This is a genomic window from Cellulosimicrobium sp. SJTW-1 (assembly GCF_047716875.1).
Taxonomy (GTDB): Bacteria; Actinomycetota; Actinomycetes; order Actinomycetales; family Cellulomonadaceae; genus Cellulosimicrobium; species Cellulosimicrobium funkei.
Window position 1 is genome coordinate 2,619,547 of the sequence record NZ_CP136680.1, and the last position, 17,458, is coordinate 2,637,004.

At 75.6% G+C, this 17,458-nt stretch carries 14 protein-coding genes; 4 read left to right on the top strand and 10 right to left on the bottom strand.

The window, feature by feature from the left end:
• Positions 1 to 62: 62 nt before the first annotated feature.
• The gene (locus tag RSE42_RS11965) at positions 63 to 1,526 is read right to left on the bottom strand and encodes an MFS transporter (protein WP_415296356.1); all 1,464 of its coding nucleotides are present in this window, start codon (positions 1,524 to 1,526) and stop codon (positions 63 to 65) included.
• A 155-nt stretch (positions 1,527 to 1,681) separates the two neighbouring features.
• Between RSE42_RS11965 and RSE42_RS11970 the strand changes: the two genes are divergently transcribed.
• Entirely contained in the window at positions 1,682 to 2,545 is an 864-nt protein-coding gene (locus RSE42_RS11970) for a DUF3097 domain-containing protein (protein WP_076405563.1), read from the top strand.
• 111 nt (positions 2,546 to 2,656) lie between these two features.
• On the opposite strand, the gene RSE42_RS11975 is transcribed toward RSE42_RS11970, so the two are convergent.
• The 3 genes from RSE42_RS11975 to lepA all read right to left on the bottom strand — a co-directional run bounded on the left by RSE42_RS11975 (position 2,657) and on the right by lepA (position 7,138).
• Positions 2,657 to 3,763 (bottom strand): hypothetical protein, encoded by a 1,107-nt coding sequence (locus tag RSE42_RS11975; protein WP_415296358.1) that lies wholly within the window; start codon positions 3,761 to 3,763, stop codon positions 2,657 to 2,659.
• Positions 3,764 to 3,956: 193 nt separating this feature from the next.
• Positions 3,957 to 5,249, bottom strand: a complete 1,293-nt coding sequence (gene hemW / locus RSE42_RS11980; protein WP_415296360.1) for a radical SAM family heme chaperone HemW — start codon at positions 5,247 to 5,249, stop codon at positions 3,957 to 3,959.
• Positions 5,246 to 7,138 (bottom strand): translation elongation factor 4, encoded by a 1,893-nt coding sequence (lepA, locus tag RSE42_RS11985; protein ID WP_396052091.1) that lies wholly within the window; start codon positions 7,136 to 7,138, stop codon positions 5,246 to 5,248. The genes hemW and lepA overlap by 4 nt, the downstream gene beginning before the upstream one ends.
• A gap of 205 nt (positions 7,139 to 7,343) precedes the next feature.
• Between lepA and RSE42_RS11990 the strand changes: the two genes are divergently transcribed.
• The 3 genes from RSE42_RS11990 to rpsT all read left to right on the top strand — a co-directional run bounded on the left by RSE42_RS11990 (position 7,344) and on the right by rpsT (position 9,154).
• The gene (locus RSE42_RS11990) at positions 7,344 to 7,922 is read left to right on the top strand and encodes a type 1 glutamine amidotransferase domain-containing protein (RefSeq protein ID WP_085387698.1); all 579 of its coding nucleotides are present in this window, start codon (positions 7,344 to 7,346) and stop codon (positions 7,920 to 7,922) included.
• 46 nt (positions 7,923 to 7,968) lie between these two features.
• Entirely contained in the window at positions 7,969 to 8,658 is a 690-nt protein-coding gene (locus RSE42_RS11995; protein ID WP_415296363.1) for a type II toxin-antitoxin system PemK/MazF family toxin, read from the top strand.
• Positions 8,659 to 8,893: 235 nt separating this feature from the next.
• Positions 8,894 to 9,154, top strand: coding sequence for a 30S ribosomal protein S20 (rpsT, locus tag RSE42_RS12000; RefSeq protein WP_021482133.1), 261 nt, complete (start codon positions 8,894 to 8,896; stop codon positions 9,152 to 9,154).
• 232 nt (positions 9,155 to 9,386) lie between these two features.
• On the opposite strand, the gene holA is transcribed toward rpsT, so the two are convergent.
• The 6 genes from holA to RSE42_RS12030 form a co-directional block, all read right to left on the bottom strand.
• On the bottom strand, positions 9,387 to 10,397 hold the full coding sequence (gene holA / locus RSE42_RS12005; RefSeq protein WP_076405569.1) for a DNA polymerase III subunit delta: 1,011 nt from the start codon (positions 10,395 to 10,397) through the stop codon (positions 9,387 to 9,389).
• A 203-nt stretch (positions 10,398 to 10,600) separates the two neighbouring features.
• A complete protein-coding gene (locus tag RSE42_RS12010; protein ID WP_415296365.1) occupies positions 10,601 to 13,300 on the bottom strand; it encodes a ComEC/Rec2 family competence protein in 2,700 nt (899 codons plus the stop codon).
• Positions 13,297 to 14,607 carry a ComEA family DNA-binding protein gene (locus RSE42_RS12015; RefSeq protein ID WP_415296366.1) on the bottom strand — a complete coding sequence of 437 codons (1,311 nt, stop codon included), beginning with the start codon at positions 14,605 to 14,607 and terminating at the stop codon, positions 13,297 to 13,299. Before RSE42_RS12015 ends, RSE42_RS12010 begins: the two co-directional genes overlap by 4 nt.
• Before the next feature lie 120 nt (positions 14,608 to 14,727).
• Positions 14,728 to 15,609 carry a DegV family protein gene (locus RSE42_RS12020; protein WP_415296367.1) on the bottom strand — a complete coding sequence of 294 codons (882 nt, stop codon included), beginning with the start codon at positions 15,607 to 15,609 and terminating at the stop codon, positions 14,728 to 14,730.
• A 106-nt stretch (positions 15,610 to 15,715) separates the two neighbouring features.
• Positions 15,716 to 16,687, bottom strand: a complete 972-nt coding sequence (locus RSE42_RS12025) for a DUF5692 family protein (protein WP_043659971.1) — start codon at positions 16,685 to 16,687, stop codon at positions 15,716 to 15,718.
• Positions 16,688 to 16,784: 97 nt separating this feature from the next.
• Positions 16,785 to 17,396, bottom strand: coding sequence for a TetR/AcrR family transcriptional regulator (locus tag RSE42_RS12030; RefSeq protein WP_043659968.1), 612 nt, complete (start codon positions 17,394 to 17,396; stop codon positions 16,785 to 16,787).
• Positions 17,397 to 17,458 lie beyond the last annotated feature (62 nt).

The following is a 17,458-nucleotide window of genomic DNA, read 5'->3' on the forward strand; positions in this document are numbered from 1 at the left end:
CGCACCGTCGCCGCCCGGGCGGGCGTGCGGGAGTCGGCACTCTCGACCTCCGAGTGCCAATCCTACGCGTCCGCGCGGCCCGTCCGGCGGTCCTCCGCTCGTCGCGAACGCAGGTCGAGGAGGCCGACGACGAGCGCGACCGCGACGAGGCCGATCGTCACCAGGAGCGCGCGCCCGGTCGCGTCCGCCGCCGAGTCGCCGCTCGCGAGCCCGCCGTAGTAGACGGACAGGACCACGGAGATCCCGACGGCCGACCCGATGCGCTGGCCGAGCTGCAGCATGCTGCCCGCCACCCCGGCCCGGTTCACCGGCACCTCGGACAGCGTGAGCGTCTGGTTCGGCGCGATGACCGTCCCGCTGCCCGCGCCCGCGACGAGCAGCGCGACCGCGAGCGCCGGGCCGACGGCGCCCGGGTCGTCCCCGAGCGTGCGCACGACGACCTCCGCCGCGACCACCCCCACGAGCACGAGCACGACACCGCCGACGACGAGCTCGCGGCCCCAGCGCGCGACCCAGCGGCCCGAGAACCACGCCGACACGCCCGACGCGACCGCGAACGGCGTGCCGACGAGCCCCGCCTGGAGCGGCGTGTACCCGAGCTCGTCCTGGAGGTAGAGCGTGACGACGAGGAAGATGCCCGTGAACCCGGCGAAGTACGCGAGGCCGAGCAGCGCGCCGTTGCGGAAGGACCCGAGCCCCACGACCTGCGGGTCGAGCACGGCCTCGCCCGTGCGCCGCTGGTAGCGCCGCTCCCACCCGACGGCGCCCACCACGGCGGCCGCGGCCGGCACGAGCCACCACCAGCGCGACGCGTCGTCGCCGCGGCCGGTCGTCGTGACGAACGGCATCATCACGCCGAGGGTCGCGGCGCCGAGCAGGCCCAGCCCGACGAGGTCGAGCCGGCGCGGCCCGCGCGCCGCGCCCGAGCCGGTGCGCGGCGGCCCGGGCACGAGGCGCCAGGCGAAGGGCAGGAGCACGGCGACGACGGGGATGTTCACGAGGAACACCCACCGCCACCCCGTCTCCGGGCCCGCCGCGGCGATGATGAGCCCGCCCAGCAGGGGCCCGAGCGCCGTCGAGACGCCGATGGTCGCGCCGAACATGCCGAACGCGCGCCCGCGCTCGTACCCGCGGAACTGCTGCTGGATGAGACCGACGACCTGCGGGTTGAGGACGCCCGCGCTCACGCCCTGGAGCAGGCGCGCGACGCCGAGCCACGTGTCGGTCGGCGCGAGCCCGGACGCGAGGCTCATGAGCGCGAAGCCCAGGAGGCCCGCGATGAAGAGCGGTCGTCGTGCGCCCGCGTCGCCCAGCCGCCCGGCGGGCACCAGCGCGAGCCCGAACGCGAGCGTGTAGCCGGCGACGACGAGCTGGAGCTGGGTCGGGCCCGCGTCGAGCGACGACTCGATCGACGGCAGGGCCACGTTGACGATCGACACGTCGAGCGTCGTGATGAAGCCCACCGCGAGGCAGACCGGCAGCACGCGCCAGCGGTTCGGGTCCGGCTCCGCGCGCTGCTGGCTCATCGGTCCGTGGTACCACCCCGCCCCGGGGGCGCGCGCGCCGGGAGCCGCCGTGCGCGGCCGGGTCGGGCGCCCGGGACCTTCCCGCGGGACGCCGATCCCGCGACGCACGGGGCGATCTCGGTGGTGAGCGGCGGACGCTGGCCTAGGGTGACGCCGTGTCCTTCGACCGCTACGGCTCCGACGTCCTCGGCGGCACGCCCGCCCCCACCCACCACCGCGCGCGGCCCGTGTCGCGCCCGCAGCCCGCGGAGCGCGGCCTCGTCGTCGAGGAGGTGCAGACCGGGTGGGTCGGGGCCGTGGTCCGGGTCGAGAAGTCGGGCGGGATGCACGTCGTCGTGCTCGAGGACCGCGCGGGCCGGACCCGCACGTTCCCGCTCGGGCCGGGCTTCTGGGTCGACGGCGCGCCCGTCGAGCTCACCCCGCCCGTCACCTCCCGCGCCCCCGCCGCGCCGACGCGCACGGCCTCGGGCTCGCGGGCCGTCGTCGGGCAGCGGGCGCGCGTCGCGCGCGGGAGCCGCATCTGGGTCGAGGGCAAGCACGACGCCGAGCTCGTCGAGAAGGTGTGGGGCGACGACCTGCGCGTGGAGGGGGTCGTCGTCGAGCCGCTGCACGGCGTCGACGACCTCGCGGCGGCGCTCGCGGACTTCGGCCCGACGCCGCAGCGTCGCGTGGGCGTGCTCGTGGACCACCTCGTGCCCGGCAGCAAGGAGCGGCGGATCGCCGACGAGGCGCTGCGGCGGTCGCCCGCGGGCACGGTGCTCGTGCTCGGGCACCCGTACGTCGACGTCTGGCAGGCGGTGAAGCCGGCCCGGATCGGCCTCGAGCGGTGGCCCGTGATCGAGCGCGGCACCGAGTGGAAGCGCGGGATCCTGCGCGAGCTCGGCTGGCCGGCGGAGAGCGCGGAGGACGTCGGCCGCGCGTGGCAGCGCATCCTCGGCACGGTGCGCACGTACGCCGACCTGGAGCCGTCGCTGCTCGGGCGCGTCGAGGAGCTCATCGACTTCGTCACCGCGCCCTGACCGGTCGCGGGCGCCCGGACGCACCGCGCGCGTGAGGTACCGCGCTCGTCACGCACCGCGCCCCGGTACCGACGGGCGGTACCGGGGCGCGGCGACAGCGTCGGCCGGGTGTCAGGCGGCCGGGACGCCGCCCGTGAGACGACGGTAGGCGTAGCCGACGGCGATGTAGCTCAGCGGGATCGTCACGAAGAGCCCGAGACCGCACGGGATCGCGCCGAGGATGTTGATCCCGACGAGGGCGAGCAGGAGCAGGAACACCTGCCCGAAGTTCTTCGCGACGAGCGAGAAGCTCGTGCGGATCGCCGTGATCGCGTCGACGCCCTGGTCGAGCGCGACGTAGTACACGAACGCCGAGAACAGCAGCATCGCGAGCCCGGGCAGGACGCACAGGAAGAACCCGATGCCGGACAGGATGCCGACGATGAGCGCCGCGAGCAGCACGTTGAGCACGTTGCCGATGCGGAAGAACGCGGCGACGTCGGGTCGACGCCCGTCCACCTCGTCGAGCGCGCCGCGCGTGAAGAACGCGGTGATGAGGTAGCCGATGGCGGTGCCGACGATCGCGAGCAGCGCCCTCGTGAAGGTGAGGCCGCCGAGGGCCGCGAAGTTCGTGTCGGAGTAGTCGAACTGGTCCTGGAGCTGGTCGAACCCGCCCGTGATCCAGCTCCACGCGATGTTGACGGCGAGGAAGATCAGCGCGACGAGGATCCACGGCCCCAGGTTCGACGTGACGCGGCGCCACCCGTAGGAGATCGCGTCGCCGACGCCGAACGCCGGGCCCGCGTAGCCGGGCTGGCCCCCGTACCCTCCGGCGGCGCCCGGGTACGACCCGGGCGGCGGCGGGTACCCCCCGGCGGGAGGCGGGTATCCGCCGACGGGCGGCGGGTACGCACCGGACGGGGGCGGGTACGCGCCCGGCGGGGGCGTACCCGGTCCCCCGGCCGCGCCGTCCGGCGCACCGGCCGGGGCGCCGTAGGCACCCGGCGCCCCGTACGCGGGCGGGCCCGACGGCGGTGCGGCCGGGTCGTGCGGCGCTCCCCCGCCCGGGCCGTACGGCGAGGCGGGCGGGACCTCGCCGCCGGACGGGGCGGCGTCGGGCCGGTCGGGTCCGGGACCGGACGGTGGCGTGGCGTCCGGTCGCGGGCCGCCCGCGCCGTCGGCGGGGGTGTGCTCGTCGTCGCGGGGCGGCTCGCCGCCCGTGTTGGTGGGGTCCGTCATCGTGCACCTCGTTCCTCGTCGTCACGTGCTGCGGGCTGCACGCTCCGTCGACGTGCTGGGTCCACCTTGGCGGTTCACTGCCCGGACCGCGCGGCGAGCACCGCGGCCGTCGCACGGCGGCGGGCAGGGTGGTGCCGCCGAAGGCCTCGTCCCCCGCGGGGCGCGCCCGGGTCGCGGTGGACCCGGGCCGACGTCACTCGTCCGTGATCGTCCGGACGACCGTGTCCGCGAGCAGCCGCCCCCGCAGGGTCAGCACGGCACGACCGGCGACCGCTGCGCGGCCGTCGAGCAGCCCGTTCGCGACGAGCCCGGCGGCGGCGTGCCGTCCCGCCGGGGAGAGGACCGCGAGGTCGAGACCCTCGCGCAGCCGCACGCCGAGCATCGCCTGCTCGAGCCGGCCCTCCGTGCGCGTGAGGAGCTCGCGCCCCGCCGCGGGGCTCGTGCCCGCCTCGAGCAGCGCCGCGTACCGGCGGGGGTGCTTGACGTTCCACCACCGCACGCCGACGCGGGCGTCCTCGGGCGACGCCCCCGCGGGCTCGGTACCGGCCGCCGCGACGTAGGAGTGCGCGCCGGGCCCGATCCCCCACCAGTCGTCGCCGCGCCAGTACGCGAGGTTGTGGCGGCAGCGGTCCGCGTCGGTACGGGCCCAGTTGCTCACCTCGTACCAGGTGAGGCCAGCCGCCGTGAGCAGCTCGTCGGCGAGCTCGTACTTCGTCGCCTGGTCGTCCTCGCTCGGGAGCGCGACCTCCCCGCGCCGCACCTGGGCGGCCATCTTCGTCCCCGCCTCCACGACGAGCGCGTACGCGGACACGTGGTCGACGCCGGTCGCGAGCGCGGCCTCGAGGCTCGCCCGCCAGTCGTCGAGGCTCTCCCCCGGCGTGCCGTAGATGAGGTCGAGCGAGACCTGGAGGCCGGCGTCGCGCGCCCAGCGCACGACGTCCGGGATGCGGCGCGGGTCGTGCGTGCGCTCGAGCGTCGCGAGCACGTGCGGCACGGCGGACTGCATGCCGAACGACACGCGCGTGAACCCGGCGGCCGCGAGCTCGGCGAGCGACTCGGGCGTCACCGAGTCCGGGTTCGCCTCCGTCGTCACCTCGGCGTCCGGGGCGAGCCCCCACGCGTCGCGCACGCCGCCGAGCAGGCGGACGAGGTCCCCGGCCGGCAGGAGCGTGGGCGTGCCCCCGCCGACGAAGACGGTCGAGACGGGCCGCTCGGGCAACCCGGCGTCGTGCAGCACGCGCGCGGCGAGGTCGATCTCGCGCAGCGCCGTGCTCGCGTACGACGCCTGGCTCGCGCCCCCGCCGAGCTCGGACGCCGTGTAGGTGTTGAAGTCGCAGTACCCGCACCGCACCGAGCAGAACGGGACGTGCAGGTAGACCCCGAACCCGCGGGTCGCGGGCACGGTGCCGCCCGCGCCTCCCGCGACCCAGGAGGGCAGCGAGCCGTCGGGCGGGACCGGCTCGCCCTCGGGCAGCGCCGGGCTCACTTCTTCGACTTGTCCTTGGCGTCCTTGCCGCCCGCGGCGTCGGAGGAGAGCGCGGCGATGAAGGCGTCCTTCGGGACCTCGACCGACCCGATGTTCTTCATGCGCTTCTTGCCCTCCTTCTGCTTCTCGAGCAGCTTGCGCTTGCGGCTGATGTCACCGCCGTAGCACTTCGCGAGGACGTCCTTGCGCATGGCGCGCACCGTCTCGCGGGCGATGACGCGCGCGCCGACGGCCGCCTGGATCGGCACCTCGAACTGCTGGCGCGGGATGATCTCCTTGAGCTTCCCCGTCATCATGACGCCGTAGTCGTACGCCTTGTCCTTGTGCACGATCGCGCTGAACGCGTCCACCTGCTCGCCCTGGAGCAGGATGTCGACCTTGACGAGGTCGGCGACCTGGTCGCCCGACGGCTCGTAGTCGAGCGAGGCGTAGCCGCGCGTGCGGGACTTGAGCTGGTCGAAGAAGTCGAACACGATCTCGGCGAGCGGGAGCGTGAAGCGCAGCTCGACCCGGTCCTCGGACAGGTAGTCCATGCCGAGCATCTGGCCGCGACGGTCGTTGCACAGCCCCATCACGGTGCCCACGAACTCGCTCGGCGCGAGGATCGTCGCGCGCACGACCGGCTCGCTGACCTGCTTGATCTTGCCGCCGGGGAACTCCGACGGGTTCGTCACGTTGACGAGCGTCCCGTCCTCGAGCGTCACGTCGTAGACGACGTTCGGCGCGGTCGAGATGAGGTCGAGGTCGAACTCGCGCTCGAGGCGCTCGCGCACGATCTCCAGGTGCAGCAGGCCGAGGAACCCGACGCGGAAGCCGAAGCCGAGCGCGACCGACGTCTCCGGCTCGTAGTTGAGCGCGGCGTCGTTGAGCTTGAGCTTGTCGAGCGCGTCGCGCAGGACCGGGTAGTCGGTCCCGTCGATCGGGTACAGGCCCGAGAAGACCATGGGCTTCGGGTCGGAGTAGCCGCCGAGCGCGTCGGCGGCGGGCTTCGCCGCGTTCGTCACGGTGTCGCCGACCTTCGACTGGCGCACGTCCTTGACGCCCGTGATGAGGTAGCCGACCTCCCCGACGCCGAGGCCCTTCGTGACGATCGGCTCCGGCGAGATGACGCCGATCTCGAGCAGCTCGTGCGTCGCTCGGGTCGACATCATGACGATGCGCTCGCGCGGGTTGAGGTTGCCGTCGACGACGCGCACGTACGTCACGACGCCGCGGTAGGTGTCGTAGACCGAGTCGAAGATCATGGCGCGCGCCGGGGCGTCGGCGTCGCCGACCGGCGCGGGCACGCGCTCGACGATGCGGTCGAGCAGCGCCTCGACGCCGGCGCCCGTCTTGCCGGAGACCTTGAGCACGTCGTCCGGGTCGCCGCCCACGAGGTTCGCGAGCTCCTCCGCGTACTTCTCGGGCTGGGCCGCCGGGAGGTCGATCTTGTTGAGCACGGGGATGATCTCGAGCTCGTTCTCCATCGCGAGGTACAGGTTCGCGAGGGTCTGCGCCTCGATGCCCTGCGCCGCGTCGACGAGCAGCACCGCGCCCTCGCACGCCGCGAGCGACCGCGAGACCTCGTACGTGAAGTCGACGTGCCCCGGGGTGTCGATCATGTTGAGCGCGTGCGGCGTCTCCACGCCGTCCGCCACGACGGCCCACGGCATGCGGACCGCCTGCGACTTGATCGTGATGCCGCGCTCGCGCTCGATGTCCATGCGGTCGAGATACTGCGCGCGCATGGCGCGCGGCTCGACGACACCGGTGAGCTGCAGCATGCGGTCGGCCAGGGTCGACTTGCCGTGGTCGATGTGCGCGATGATGCAGAAGTTCCGGATCAGCTCGGGCGGCGTGGCCGCGGGCTGGATGCGGGTGCTCAGCTGGGCGCTGGGGATCGGGGACAACGCGGGTGCGCTCCTGGGAGTGGCGTGCGGGTCGGGGCCGCGCGCTCGGGGGCGGCGCGCCGACGGTCGCTCTCGGGCGGGCGGGAACGACCATTGTCCCACGTCCGGCGTCGGGCACCCGCCCGCCCTGCGGGGCACCGCGAGCCGACCTAGCGTGGAGGACCGGCCGGCCGCACCGGGCCGACCGGCGACGAGAGGAGCGCTCATGGCCCAGGACACCGAGCACCGCACCTCCGGCGGCCCCGAGGGGCGCCGCGTGCTGGCGATCGTGACCAACTACGGCGTCGAGCAGGACGAGCTCGTGGTCCCGCTCGAGCACCTGCGCGGCGAGGGGGTGCAGGTCGACGTCGCGGCCACGTCCGCCGACGACGTGCAGACCCTCGTGGGCGACAAGGACCCCGGCCGCACCGTCACCCCGAACCTCACGCACTCCGACGCCGACCCTGCCGAGTACGACCTGCTGCTCGTGCCGGGCGGGACGATCAACGCCGACGCGCTGCGCCTCCAGGACGACGCCGTAAGCCTCGTGCGCGCGTTCACGGCCGCCGGCAAGCCGGTCGCGGCGATCTGCCACGGCCCGTGGGCGCTCGTCGAGGCGGCCGCCGTCGAGGGCAAGACCCTCACGAGCTACGCCTCGCTCGAGACGGACGTGCTCAACGCGGGCGGCGCCTGGGTCGACCGGTCCGTCGTGCGCGACGACGAGGGGTACACGCTCGTCACGTCGCGCGACCCCGGCGACCTCGACGACTTCCTGCGCGAGGTGGACGCCGTCCTGGCCGGGTGACGTGCACCGTCCGGGCGGACACACGTCCGCCCGGTAGGGTGCGCGCGTGGCACGCAACCGATGGCTGGGACTTCTGACCGACGCGGCGCGCGCCGTGGTCTCCGGGCTCACGCGCTCGCAGGGCGCGGGGCAGGGCAGCGCGAGCCAGGGCACCGCGGCGACGCGGGCCCCGGGGCGCGAGCGGACGCCGTCGGGCCGCGGCCCCGCCGACCGCACGCCGTCGCCGCGGCCCGGCCCGCGTCCCGGTGCTGCACCCGGTCCTCGACCCCGCCCCGCGGTGGGCGGGCGACCGAGCCCGGCCGGGACGAGGGGCGGTCGGGGCGCCGCCGCCGGGGCGTATCCGGGCGACTTCGAGGGTGCGGTACGGGCGCAGTACGCGCCGCGGCCCGACGGCGACCCGGACCCCGGCGAGATCGTCTGGACCTGGGTCCCGTTCGAGGAGGACCACTCGCAGGGCAAGGACCGGCCGGTGCTGCTCGTCGGGTCGGACGGCGCGTGGCTCCTCGGCGTGATGCTCACGAGCAAGGACCACTCGCGCGACGCCCGGGACGAGGCGCGCTGGGGCCGGTACTGGCTCGACATCGGGTCGGGCCCGTGGGACGCGAAGGGGCGCGACAGCGAGGTCCGGCTGGACCGCGTGGTGCGCGTCGACCCGGCCGCGGTGCGCCGCGAGGGTGCCGTCGTCGGGCGCGACGTCTTCGACCGCGTGGTCGAGGGGATCTCGCGGCACCGCTGAGGTGGTCCCGGCTCTCGCCCGAGCCTCGGGGCCGCGCGAGGCGCTGCTCCGGCGTCCGCACGAGCGATTAGGGTCACGGCCGGACCGCTGGTAGTCTTGATGGCTGCGTGTCCGCCCAGGTCGGCGGGCACAGCTCCAGCACCTCTCCACGGGTTCCCCACCCCAGTCCCGGAGCTGGAGTCGCCCTCTACGACCTATCCGCTCGCTCCGGCGAACAGAACCAGAAAGTCCACACGTGGCCAACATCAAGTCCCAGATCAAGCGCATCCGCACGAACGAGAAGGCTCGTCTGCGCAACAAGGCAGTCAAGTCCGAGCTCAAGACGTACGTGCGCCGCGTGCGCGAGGCCGTCGCCGCGGGCGACAAGGAGGCGGCGACCACCGCGCTCCAGGCGGCGTCGCGCAAGCTCGACAAGGCCGTCTCGAAGGGCGTCATCCACGCGAACCAGGCCGCGAACCGCAAGTCGGCCATCGCGAAGTCCGTCAACGCTCTCTGAGCGCACGGTTCGCCCGCGGTGTCGTGACACGCTGATCGTCGCGACGCTCGCACAGGTTTCCCACGAGGGGCGCCGACCCGCACGGGTCGGCGCCCCTCGTGCGTCCGCGTCGGGCGCCCGGTCCTGACCGGCGCCGCCGCGCGGGACCGGGCGCCCAGTCGGAGCCCGTCGCCGACGCCGCCGTGCGGTGCTGGCGACCCCGAGCCCGGAGCCCGGTCAGGCGGCTGACAGGTCAGCGGCCGTGGGCCCGCGCGATCGTCAGCACGGCCCGCTCGACGGCGAACACCGGGTCACGCCCCGCGCCCTTGACCTCGGCGTCGGCCTGCGCGACGGCGCTGATCGCGGTCGCGAGCCCCTCCGGGGTCCAGCCCGCGAGCTCGCGGCGCGCACGGTCGACCTGCCAGGGCGCGAGCCCCAGGTCCTTGGCCGCCACCCCGCCGCGGCCGCGCATCGCGCCGACCTTCGCGAGGGCGCGGAGCTTCATCGCCAGGGCCGCGACGAGCGGCACCGGGTCCGCGCCCGTCGCGAGCGCGTGCCGCAGGAGCGCCACGGCCTCCCCCGCGTTCCCCGCGACCGCGGCGTCCGCGACCCGGAACCCGGTCGCCTCGACCCGGCCGCCGTAGTACCGGTCCACCACGGCCTCGCTCACGGTGCCGTCGGTGTCCGTGACGAGCTGGCTGCAGGCTGCCGCCAGCTCCCGCAGGTCGTTGCCGAGTGCCTCGACGAGAGCCCGCACGCCCGACGCGTCGATGCGTCGACGGGCCCTGCGGAACTCGGCGTTGACGAACGCCACCTTGTCGGAGTCCTTCTTGATCGCCTCCACCGCGACGACGGGCGCGCCGCTCCCCTTGATCGCGTCGAGCATGCGCTTGCCGCGCACGCCGCCCCCGTGCACGACGACGACCGTCGTCGCCGGGTCGGCGACCGGCACGTAGTCCACGACGTCCGCGACGAGCGCGTCCGTCGCCGACTCGGCGCCCTCGACGACGACCACCTTCGCCTCGCCGAACAGCGACGGGCTCGCCGCCACCGTGAGCATCCCGGCCTGGTACGTCGCGGCCTCGATCGTCACCTTCTCGACCTCGGGGTCGCGCTCTCGCGCCAGGTCGACGATCGCGTCGACGGCACGCTCCGCGAGGAGCGACTCGGGCCCCTGGACGAGCACCACGGGCGCGAGCCGGACGTCGTCCCACGCGAGGGACGGGCCGGCGGACGGACGGGCGGTGCGGGTCGGCGCGGGCATGGCCCAAGCCTGCCACGAGCCGCCCACCGGCAGTGCCGGTCGACGCACCCCGAGGCTGCGGTCCGCGACTCTCGCAGGAGTTCCGGCGACGCCGCACCGATGACGCCCTGGCGTCAGGGGCGCCCTGCCACCGGGCACCGGGGCACCGGGGCACCGGATGCTCGGCCGCTCGGGTGCCCGTGCGGGGGCGCGCTCGGGCGCGGTCATCCGCATCCCGCGGCGGAGAGGACGTCGTCGCGCACGACGAGCGCCACGGTGCCGCACGCGTCGGTCCGCAGCACGGTAGCCCCGACCCCGCGGTAGAGGTCGAGCGCCCGGTCGGTGGGGTGGCCGTAGGTGTTCTCGCCCGAGCTGACGAGCGCGACGGTCGGTGCCAGGACCTGCGCGAGCCGGTCGGACTGGGTGGCCGAGCCGTGGTGCGCGACCTTGACGACGTCGACCGGGCCCGTGCCCCGCTCGCCCAGGGTCCGCGCGAGCGCCGCCTGCCCCGCGTCCTCCAGGTCGCCCAGCGCGACGACGTCCAGTCCCGCCACCCGGACGAGGAGCGCCACGCTCGCGTCGTTCGCGTCGCCCGGTCCGGCCTGCAGCACCTCCCACGAGGCGCCGTCGTCGACGCGCTCGCCGGATCCGCCGGCACCCGCAGCGCCGACTGAGTCCGCCGTGCCCGTCGCGCCCGTCTCCCCGGGCCGCGCGACCTGTGCCGGGACGCCCGCGTCCGCGAGGTCCCCGAGCACGCGCTCGGCCTGCCCCGCGGGCTCCGCCGTGGGGCTCACGAGCGCGCGCTCGACCTCCCGGCCGCGGAGCACCGCCTCCAGGCCGCCGACGTGGTCCGCGTGGAAGTGGCTGAGGACGAGCAGGTCGACCCGCTCGACCCCGAGGTCGTCCAGGCACGAGCCCGCTGCGGCGCCCGCGGGCCCGACGTCCACGACCACCGCGGCGCGCGGTCCCGAGCGCACGACGAGCGCGTCGCCCTGCCCGACGTCGCACGCCACGACCGCCCAGTCCGCGGGGACCGGCCCCGCGGTCACACCGAGCGGCCGGAGCACCACGACGAGCAGGACGGGCACCGCCAGGACCACGACGACCACGGCCGCGAGGCGCGCACGGGGCCGGGCTCTCGCCCGCGGAGCGAGGGCGGGGTGCGCGCCGTCGGCCCGTCCGAACGGCCCGGCGTCGGGGCGTGACGACCGGGTGACGCGACGCCACTCCCCGGCGAGGCGCGCCCGCAGGGACGGCGACGTCGCGCGACGCAGCGTGCGGCGCTCCCCCGCGTCCTGCAGGGCGCGCGAGCGGAGGACCACGGCGAGCCCGACGGCAGTCAGCGCGGCGAGCAGCGCGGCTCCTCCGAGACCTCCCGGCCAGGGCGCCCGTGCGCCGGGCGTGGCAGCGAAGACCTGGGCGACGCCCGCGATCCAGCCTGTGAACAGCCCCGCCGTCCAGGCGAGCGCGGTCGCGGCACCGGGCCACCACGGCGCGACGAGCGTCGCGAGGACGCCGAGCACCGTCGCCGGACCAAGCGCCGGTGCGGCCAGGAGGTTCGCCGGGACGGACCACGTGCTCACGCTCGGGTCGAGCAGGACGACGATCGGGGCGCACGCCGCCTGCGCTGCCACCGGGACGGCGAGGACGTGCGCGGTAGTCCGTCCGCACCACGGTGCCAGACGGCGGGCGATCGGCGCCGTGAGCAGGGCCAGCCCGGCGGTCGCGGCGACGGAGAGGACGAAGCCGTACGACCGCGCCAGCCACGGGTCGACGACCAGGAGCACGACCACGGCGGCCCCGAGCGCCGCCACCGCGCGCGACGGGCGCCCGAGCGCGATGCCGAGGACGCCGACCACCCCCATCGCCGCCGCTCTCAGCACGCTCGGTTCCGGGTGGACCAGCGCGACGAAACCCACCATCGCCGCACCCGTGACGACGACGCGGACGGCTCGCGGCGCCCGCAGCAGGACGCACAGCCCCGCGACGCACGCGACGACGATGACGAAGTGGCCGCCGGACACGGCCGTGACGTGCGTCAGCGACGTGGTGCGCATCGCCTCGTCGAGCTCCGGGTCCAGCCGCGAGGTGTCCCCCACGGCCACCCCCGGCACAAGCCCGCGCGCCTGCGGGCTGAGCCCGTCCGTCGCGTCGAGCAGGCTCTGCCGCATGGCCTGCACGCCCTGGAGGAACCGCCCGGGGTCGTCGACGACGCGTGGCGCGTCGTCCGTGCGCAGGAAGGTCCGGTCCCCGTGCACGTCGAGCCGGCCGGTGACCACGACGGCCGCCCCGTACGCAAGGTCGGTCCATCCCTCCCCGCTTCCCGACACGACGACGGGCCCCGCCGCCGGGACGGTCGCGCCGCGTGCGGTGACCTGGTCGACCGCCACCCGCACCTCGTGCCGGTCGGCCGACCCCGACCACGGGTCGGTCAGCGGCTCGACGGCGGAGCGCACCGTCCCGGCGAGGGTCGCCGTCGCGCGCTCGTCGGCCAGCGAGGCGAGCGGAGCCCGCGCGGCGAGCTGGACCCCGCCCGAGAGGAGGACGGCGGCCACGCACGCGAGGACGAGCGCCACCTGCCCGAGCGCGCGCACGCCGAGCGATGACCCGGTCCGCGGCCCGACCGGCCGACCGGCACGTGGCCGGACGGGCGCGCCGCGCCGCGGTCCGCCCGACCGGCGGGGGCCCGCACCGGTCGCCGGGCCAGAGGGCACGGTGACGACGCCCCCGCCGAGACCCGCGTCGGACACCCCGGGGAAGGTCGCCCCGCGACGCAGCGCGACGAGGCGGGCGACGAGCACGCAGCACAGCACGACGGCCGTGGCACGCGCCGCGTGCAGCGCGTCCACCGCCGACGCACCTACGGCGACGAACGCGGTGGCCCACGCCGCGAGCGCCGCCGGGACGAGCCGGAGGTCGGTCACACGCGCACGAGGTCGCGCACGTCCTCGAGCACGGCGGGGCCGATGCCGCTGACCTCCCCCAGCTCGTCGACGGCGGTGAACGGCCCGTTCTCGTCGCGCCACGCGACGATGCGCTCGGCGAGCACAGGACCGATGCCGGGCAGCGTGTCGAGGGCGGCGGCGTCGGCGGCGTTGAGGTCGACGACCGCGCCACCCGCACCCCCGCCACCGGTGGCGGCCGCCCCCGGTGAGGCGGGCGGTGGTGCGGCGACCGCCTCGCCGGGGCGGGGGACGTGGATCTGCTCGCCGTCGGTCACGGCGCGCGCGAGGTTGAGCGCGGCGAGGTCGGCCTCGGGGGTCGCTCCCCCGGCCGCGTCGAGCGCGTCGGCGACGCGAGCGTCCGTCGCGACGGTCACCAGGCCCGGCGCCGCCACCTGCCCGACGACGTGCACGACGACCCCGCCCGACGTCCCCGCCGCTGCTGCGTCCGGATCGGGAGCGGCCTCCCCCGCGCCGTCGGCGGCGGCACCACCCGCCGCGGCGGGCGACGCGTCCGAACCAGCCGGGGCGCCGTCACCGGCCGCAGCGGCCGCGGCGGGGGCGTCCACGCGCGCCACAGGCTCGACGCCTCCGGCCGGCGCCCGCAGCACGGCGACGCCGACCGCGACGAGCAGCACCACGACGAGCGCGGTGACCGCGGTCCGCGGCCGCAGCGCCCACCGCCTGCCGCCCTCCTCGGCGAGGTCGCCGAACCCGGAGTGCGCCGTCGGGTGCCCGTGCGCGGCCGTGTACGCGCTCGCGGCCGTCTGCGCCGCGCGCCGCCGCAGGCGAGCCACCTCTCCGTCCGCCTCGACGTCCTCGTCTCCGTCCACGGTGGCGGCGGGCACCTCGTCGTCGGACCGCGCCGTCCCCCCGAGGGTGGCGGGACCGACGGCCTCGTCAGCCTCCGGCACCAGGGACGGCAGGGACGGCACGGACGGCACGGACGGCGCACGCTCCTCCGGCTCCGGGCGCGACTCCAGCCACCCGTCGGCGCCGGACGACCCGGAGTCGCCCGGCGCTCCAGGACGCCGGTGCCAGGACGGGACGGCGTCCGACGCAGGGACGCCCACCGCCTCCGGCGGCTCCCACGACCACCGCTCGCCTCGCACCGGGCTCGTCTCCGGCGGGTCGACCCGGGGCAGCGCGGCGGTCGCCGGGTGCCACGCGAGGGCAGGGCGCCCGGACCCGGCGACCGCCCGCAGGCGTTGCCGGACGACGGCGCCGTCCCTCCCGGGGTCGCGGCCGGGGCGGGCGTGCTGGCGGGGCTCGTGCCGAGGTGTGCTCACGCCGTGGACGCTAGGGCGGGGTCGCCGCGCACTGCCGGCCCCTCGGGCCGGGCTGTGGAGGGGACGACGGGATGCCCGGCTGTGCACGGCCACGCGCCTGGGGCCTGCGCCGTCCGCACCTCAGGTCGTCGTCGAGAGGTCCCCTGCCCCGGAGCCGCGGTCGGCGAGGTCCGCGACCACGACGGCGAGCACGCCCGGGCCGACGTGCGCCCCGAGCACCGCGCTCACCGGCGTCACGACGACGTCCAGGCCGGTGCGCTCGGTGAGCGTCGCCGCGAGCCGGTCGGCGCCGTCGTCGTCCCCGACGTGGTGGACCGCGAGCGCGGGCCGCGCACGCCGACCCGCGGACTCCACGGCGACCGTCGTGAGCCGCTCGACGGCGGCGGACCGGGTCCGGACCTTCTGCACGACGTCGATCCTGCCGTCACGCACCGCCAGCAGCGGGCGGACACCGAGCACCGTCCCGAGCGCGGCCGAGGCCGCACTGAGACGGCCGCCGCGGCGCAGGTGATCGAGCGAGTCGACGAGGAAGACGGCACGGCTCGCGTCGGCGACCTCGATCGCCCGCCGCGCGACGACGTCCGACCCCGCCCCGGCTGCCGCGGCCGCCGCCGCCTCGCGCGCGGCGAAGCCGAGCCCCATCGCGACGGTCCGCGAGTCCACGACCCGCACGGGGACGGGGGCGTCGGCGGCCGCGAGCGCCGCCGCGTGCACCGTGCCCGACAGCTCCCCCGAGAGGTGGACGGAGACGATCTCGCGCGCGCCGGCCGCGGCCGCCGCGGCGTACGCCTCGCCGAACGCACGCGGCGTCGGCTGCGAGGTGGTCACCCGGTGGCCGGCCTGGAGGTGCGCCGCGATGTCCTCGGCGGTGAGGCCGACGCCCTCCAGGTGCGACTCGTCGTCGACGATCACGTGCAGGGGGACGGTGTGCAGCCGCTCGTCGGGCCCGGGGGGCAGGGAGGCCGTGGAGTCGGTGACGACGTGGACGCGGTGGTCGGTCATGGCCGCGCCACCTTACGGCGACCACGCGTCGTCGCGCACCCCGGCCGCGCAGGGACGCGACCGGCCCGCGACACCGGAGCGGCGCCGGGGGCCGGTGGCCGGTGCGTCAGGCCGAGGTGGCCGCGACTCCCGCGGGCACGGCCTGCTCCGCAGGGCGCGCCGCGGGCCGCTCCGCGGCGAGCCGGCGGTAGGACGCGTGGTCGGCGTACAGCTCGTCGCGCAGCGGGTTGCGACGCCGCGAGACGATTACGTACGTCTGGTAGACCGCGACGGCGACGTTCGCGAGGAGCGAGACGAGGCTCACCACGAAGAGCGCCGTCGGGTCGTGGGAGGACTGCACCGCGAACGGCGAGTCGGAGACGAACGCCGGGACGGCCATGGTGAACATCATCCAGAACGCGAGGGTGTGGGCACGGTGCTGGAGCCAAGCCCCCTTGCGCAGGAAGAAGGCGGGGATGGTGCACGAGATCAGCAGGGCGGCACCGGCATAGAACGCGTGGTCACCGACGCAGTTGTAGACGTAGGCGAAGTTCCAGAGGTCGTAGGCGATGATCCAGAACCACATCATGTCGGGCCAGATCATGTCCTGGAACCGGTCACGGGTCACGAAGATCCCGACCCACCCGCAGATGGTGACGAGGTTGAGGATGCCGGCGACCCCGTTCATGACGTTCCACGGGCCGCCCACCATGACGACGCCGTCGACCACGCCGTCCATCCCCGTGACCTGGAAGTCCCGGATGACGGCCTCGAGGATGTTGAGCCCGAGGATCGCGGGCGGGAACAGCAGGGCGTACCGCATGGCGCGCAGCCGAGGGCTGTAGCGCAGGAGCATGAAGCCGATGCAGCCCGCGAGGGCCGAGTAGACCTTGACCCAGTGGAACCACGTCCCGGTCGAGGAGCCGGCGCCCGCCGTCTGCGGCCAGACGAAGATCGTCAGCGCCACGGGCAGGACCACGAAGATGCCGACGGCGGCGGTCTTCGACCAGCGCACGAGCTCGTTGAGCGCGATGAGCGCGGCCAGCACGACGAACCACATGACTGCTGCCTGCCACGGGATCGAGTCGAACAAGAACATGTCGTCTTCTCCTGGGGGACGACCGGGCGGCCCACGCCGCCCGGGACGGTGCGCGCTCGGAGGGCTTCCGGGTCCCGGCGCGCCGGAGGACCCGGGATCACCCGTCCGAGGAGCTCTCCTCGTCCAGGTGCAGCGTCTGGCGCACGATCGTCGCGAGGGCCGCGTCGTCCACGTCCGGGGAGTTCCGGACGAGTCCGACCAGCCCGTAGACGAGCACGTAGAACGTCTCCGCGACGTGCGCGATCCGGACGCGGTGCCGTGCCGCGTAGGCCTCGACCGTGGTTGCCTCGAGGCACGCGACGACCGCGCGGACGGCGCGGTCGAGGAACCGGTCGTAGAGCCCGCCGTTCTCGGGGCGCCGGAGGTCGTCGCGCAGCGGGTCGATCGCGCGCAGGTAGGTGCGGAACATCGCCACGCAGTCGACGAGCGCGGTGTCGATGTCGCCCGTCTCGCGAGCGGCGTCCCAGGCGCGGACGGCCGCGGTGAACTCCTCCACGTACTCGTCGAGCACGGCGTCGACGAGCGCGTCCTTGTCCGCGAAGTAGTAGTAGACGAGCCCGCGCGCCACGCCGGCGCGCTCCGCCACGTCCGTGGTGGACGTCTTCGCGATGCCTCGCTCGACGAAGAGCTCACGGGCGGCGCGGACGATCTCCTCGGCCCGCACCTCGGGTGCGGACCGGCGTCGCCGCGTCGGTGTCGTCGCGCTCATGGACGCTCCTTCATCAGGGGGACGTCTTCACGCTAGGGTCGCTATTGACAGACCGTCAATAA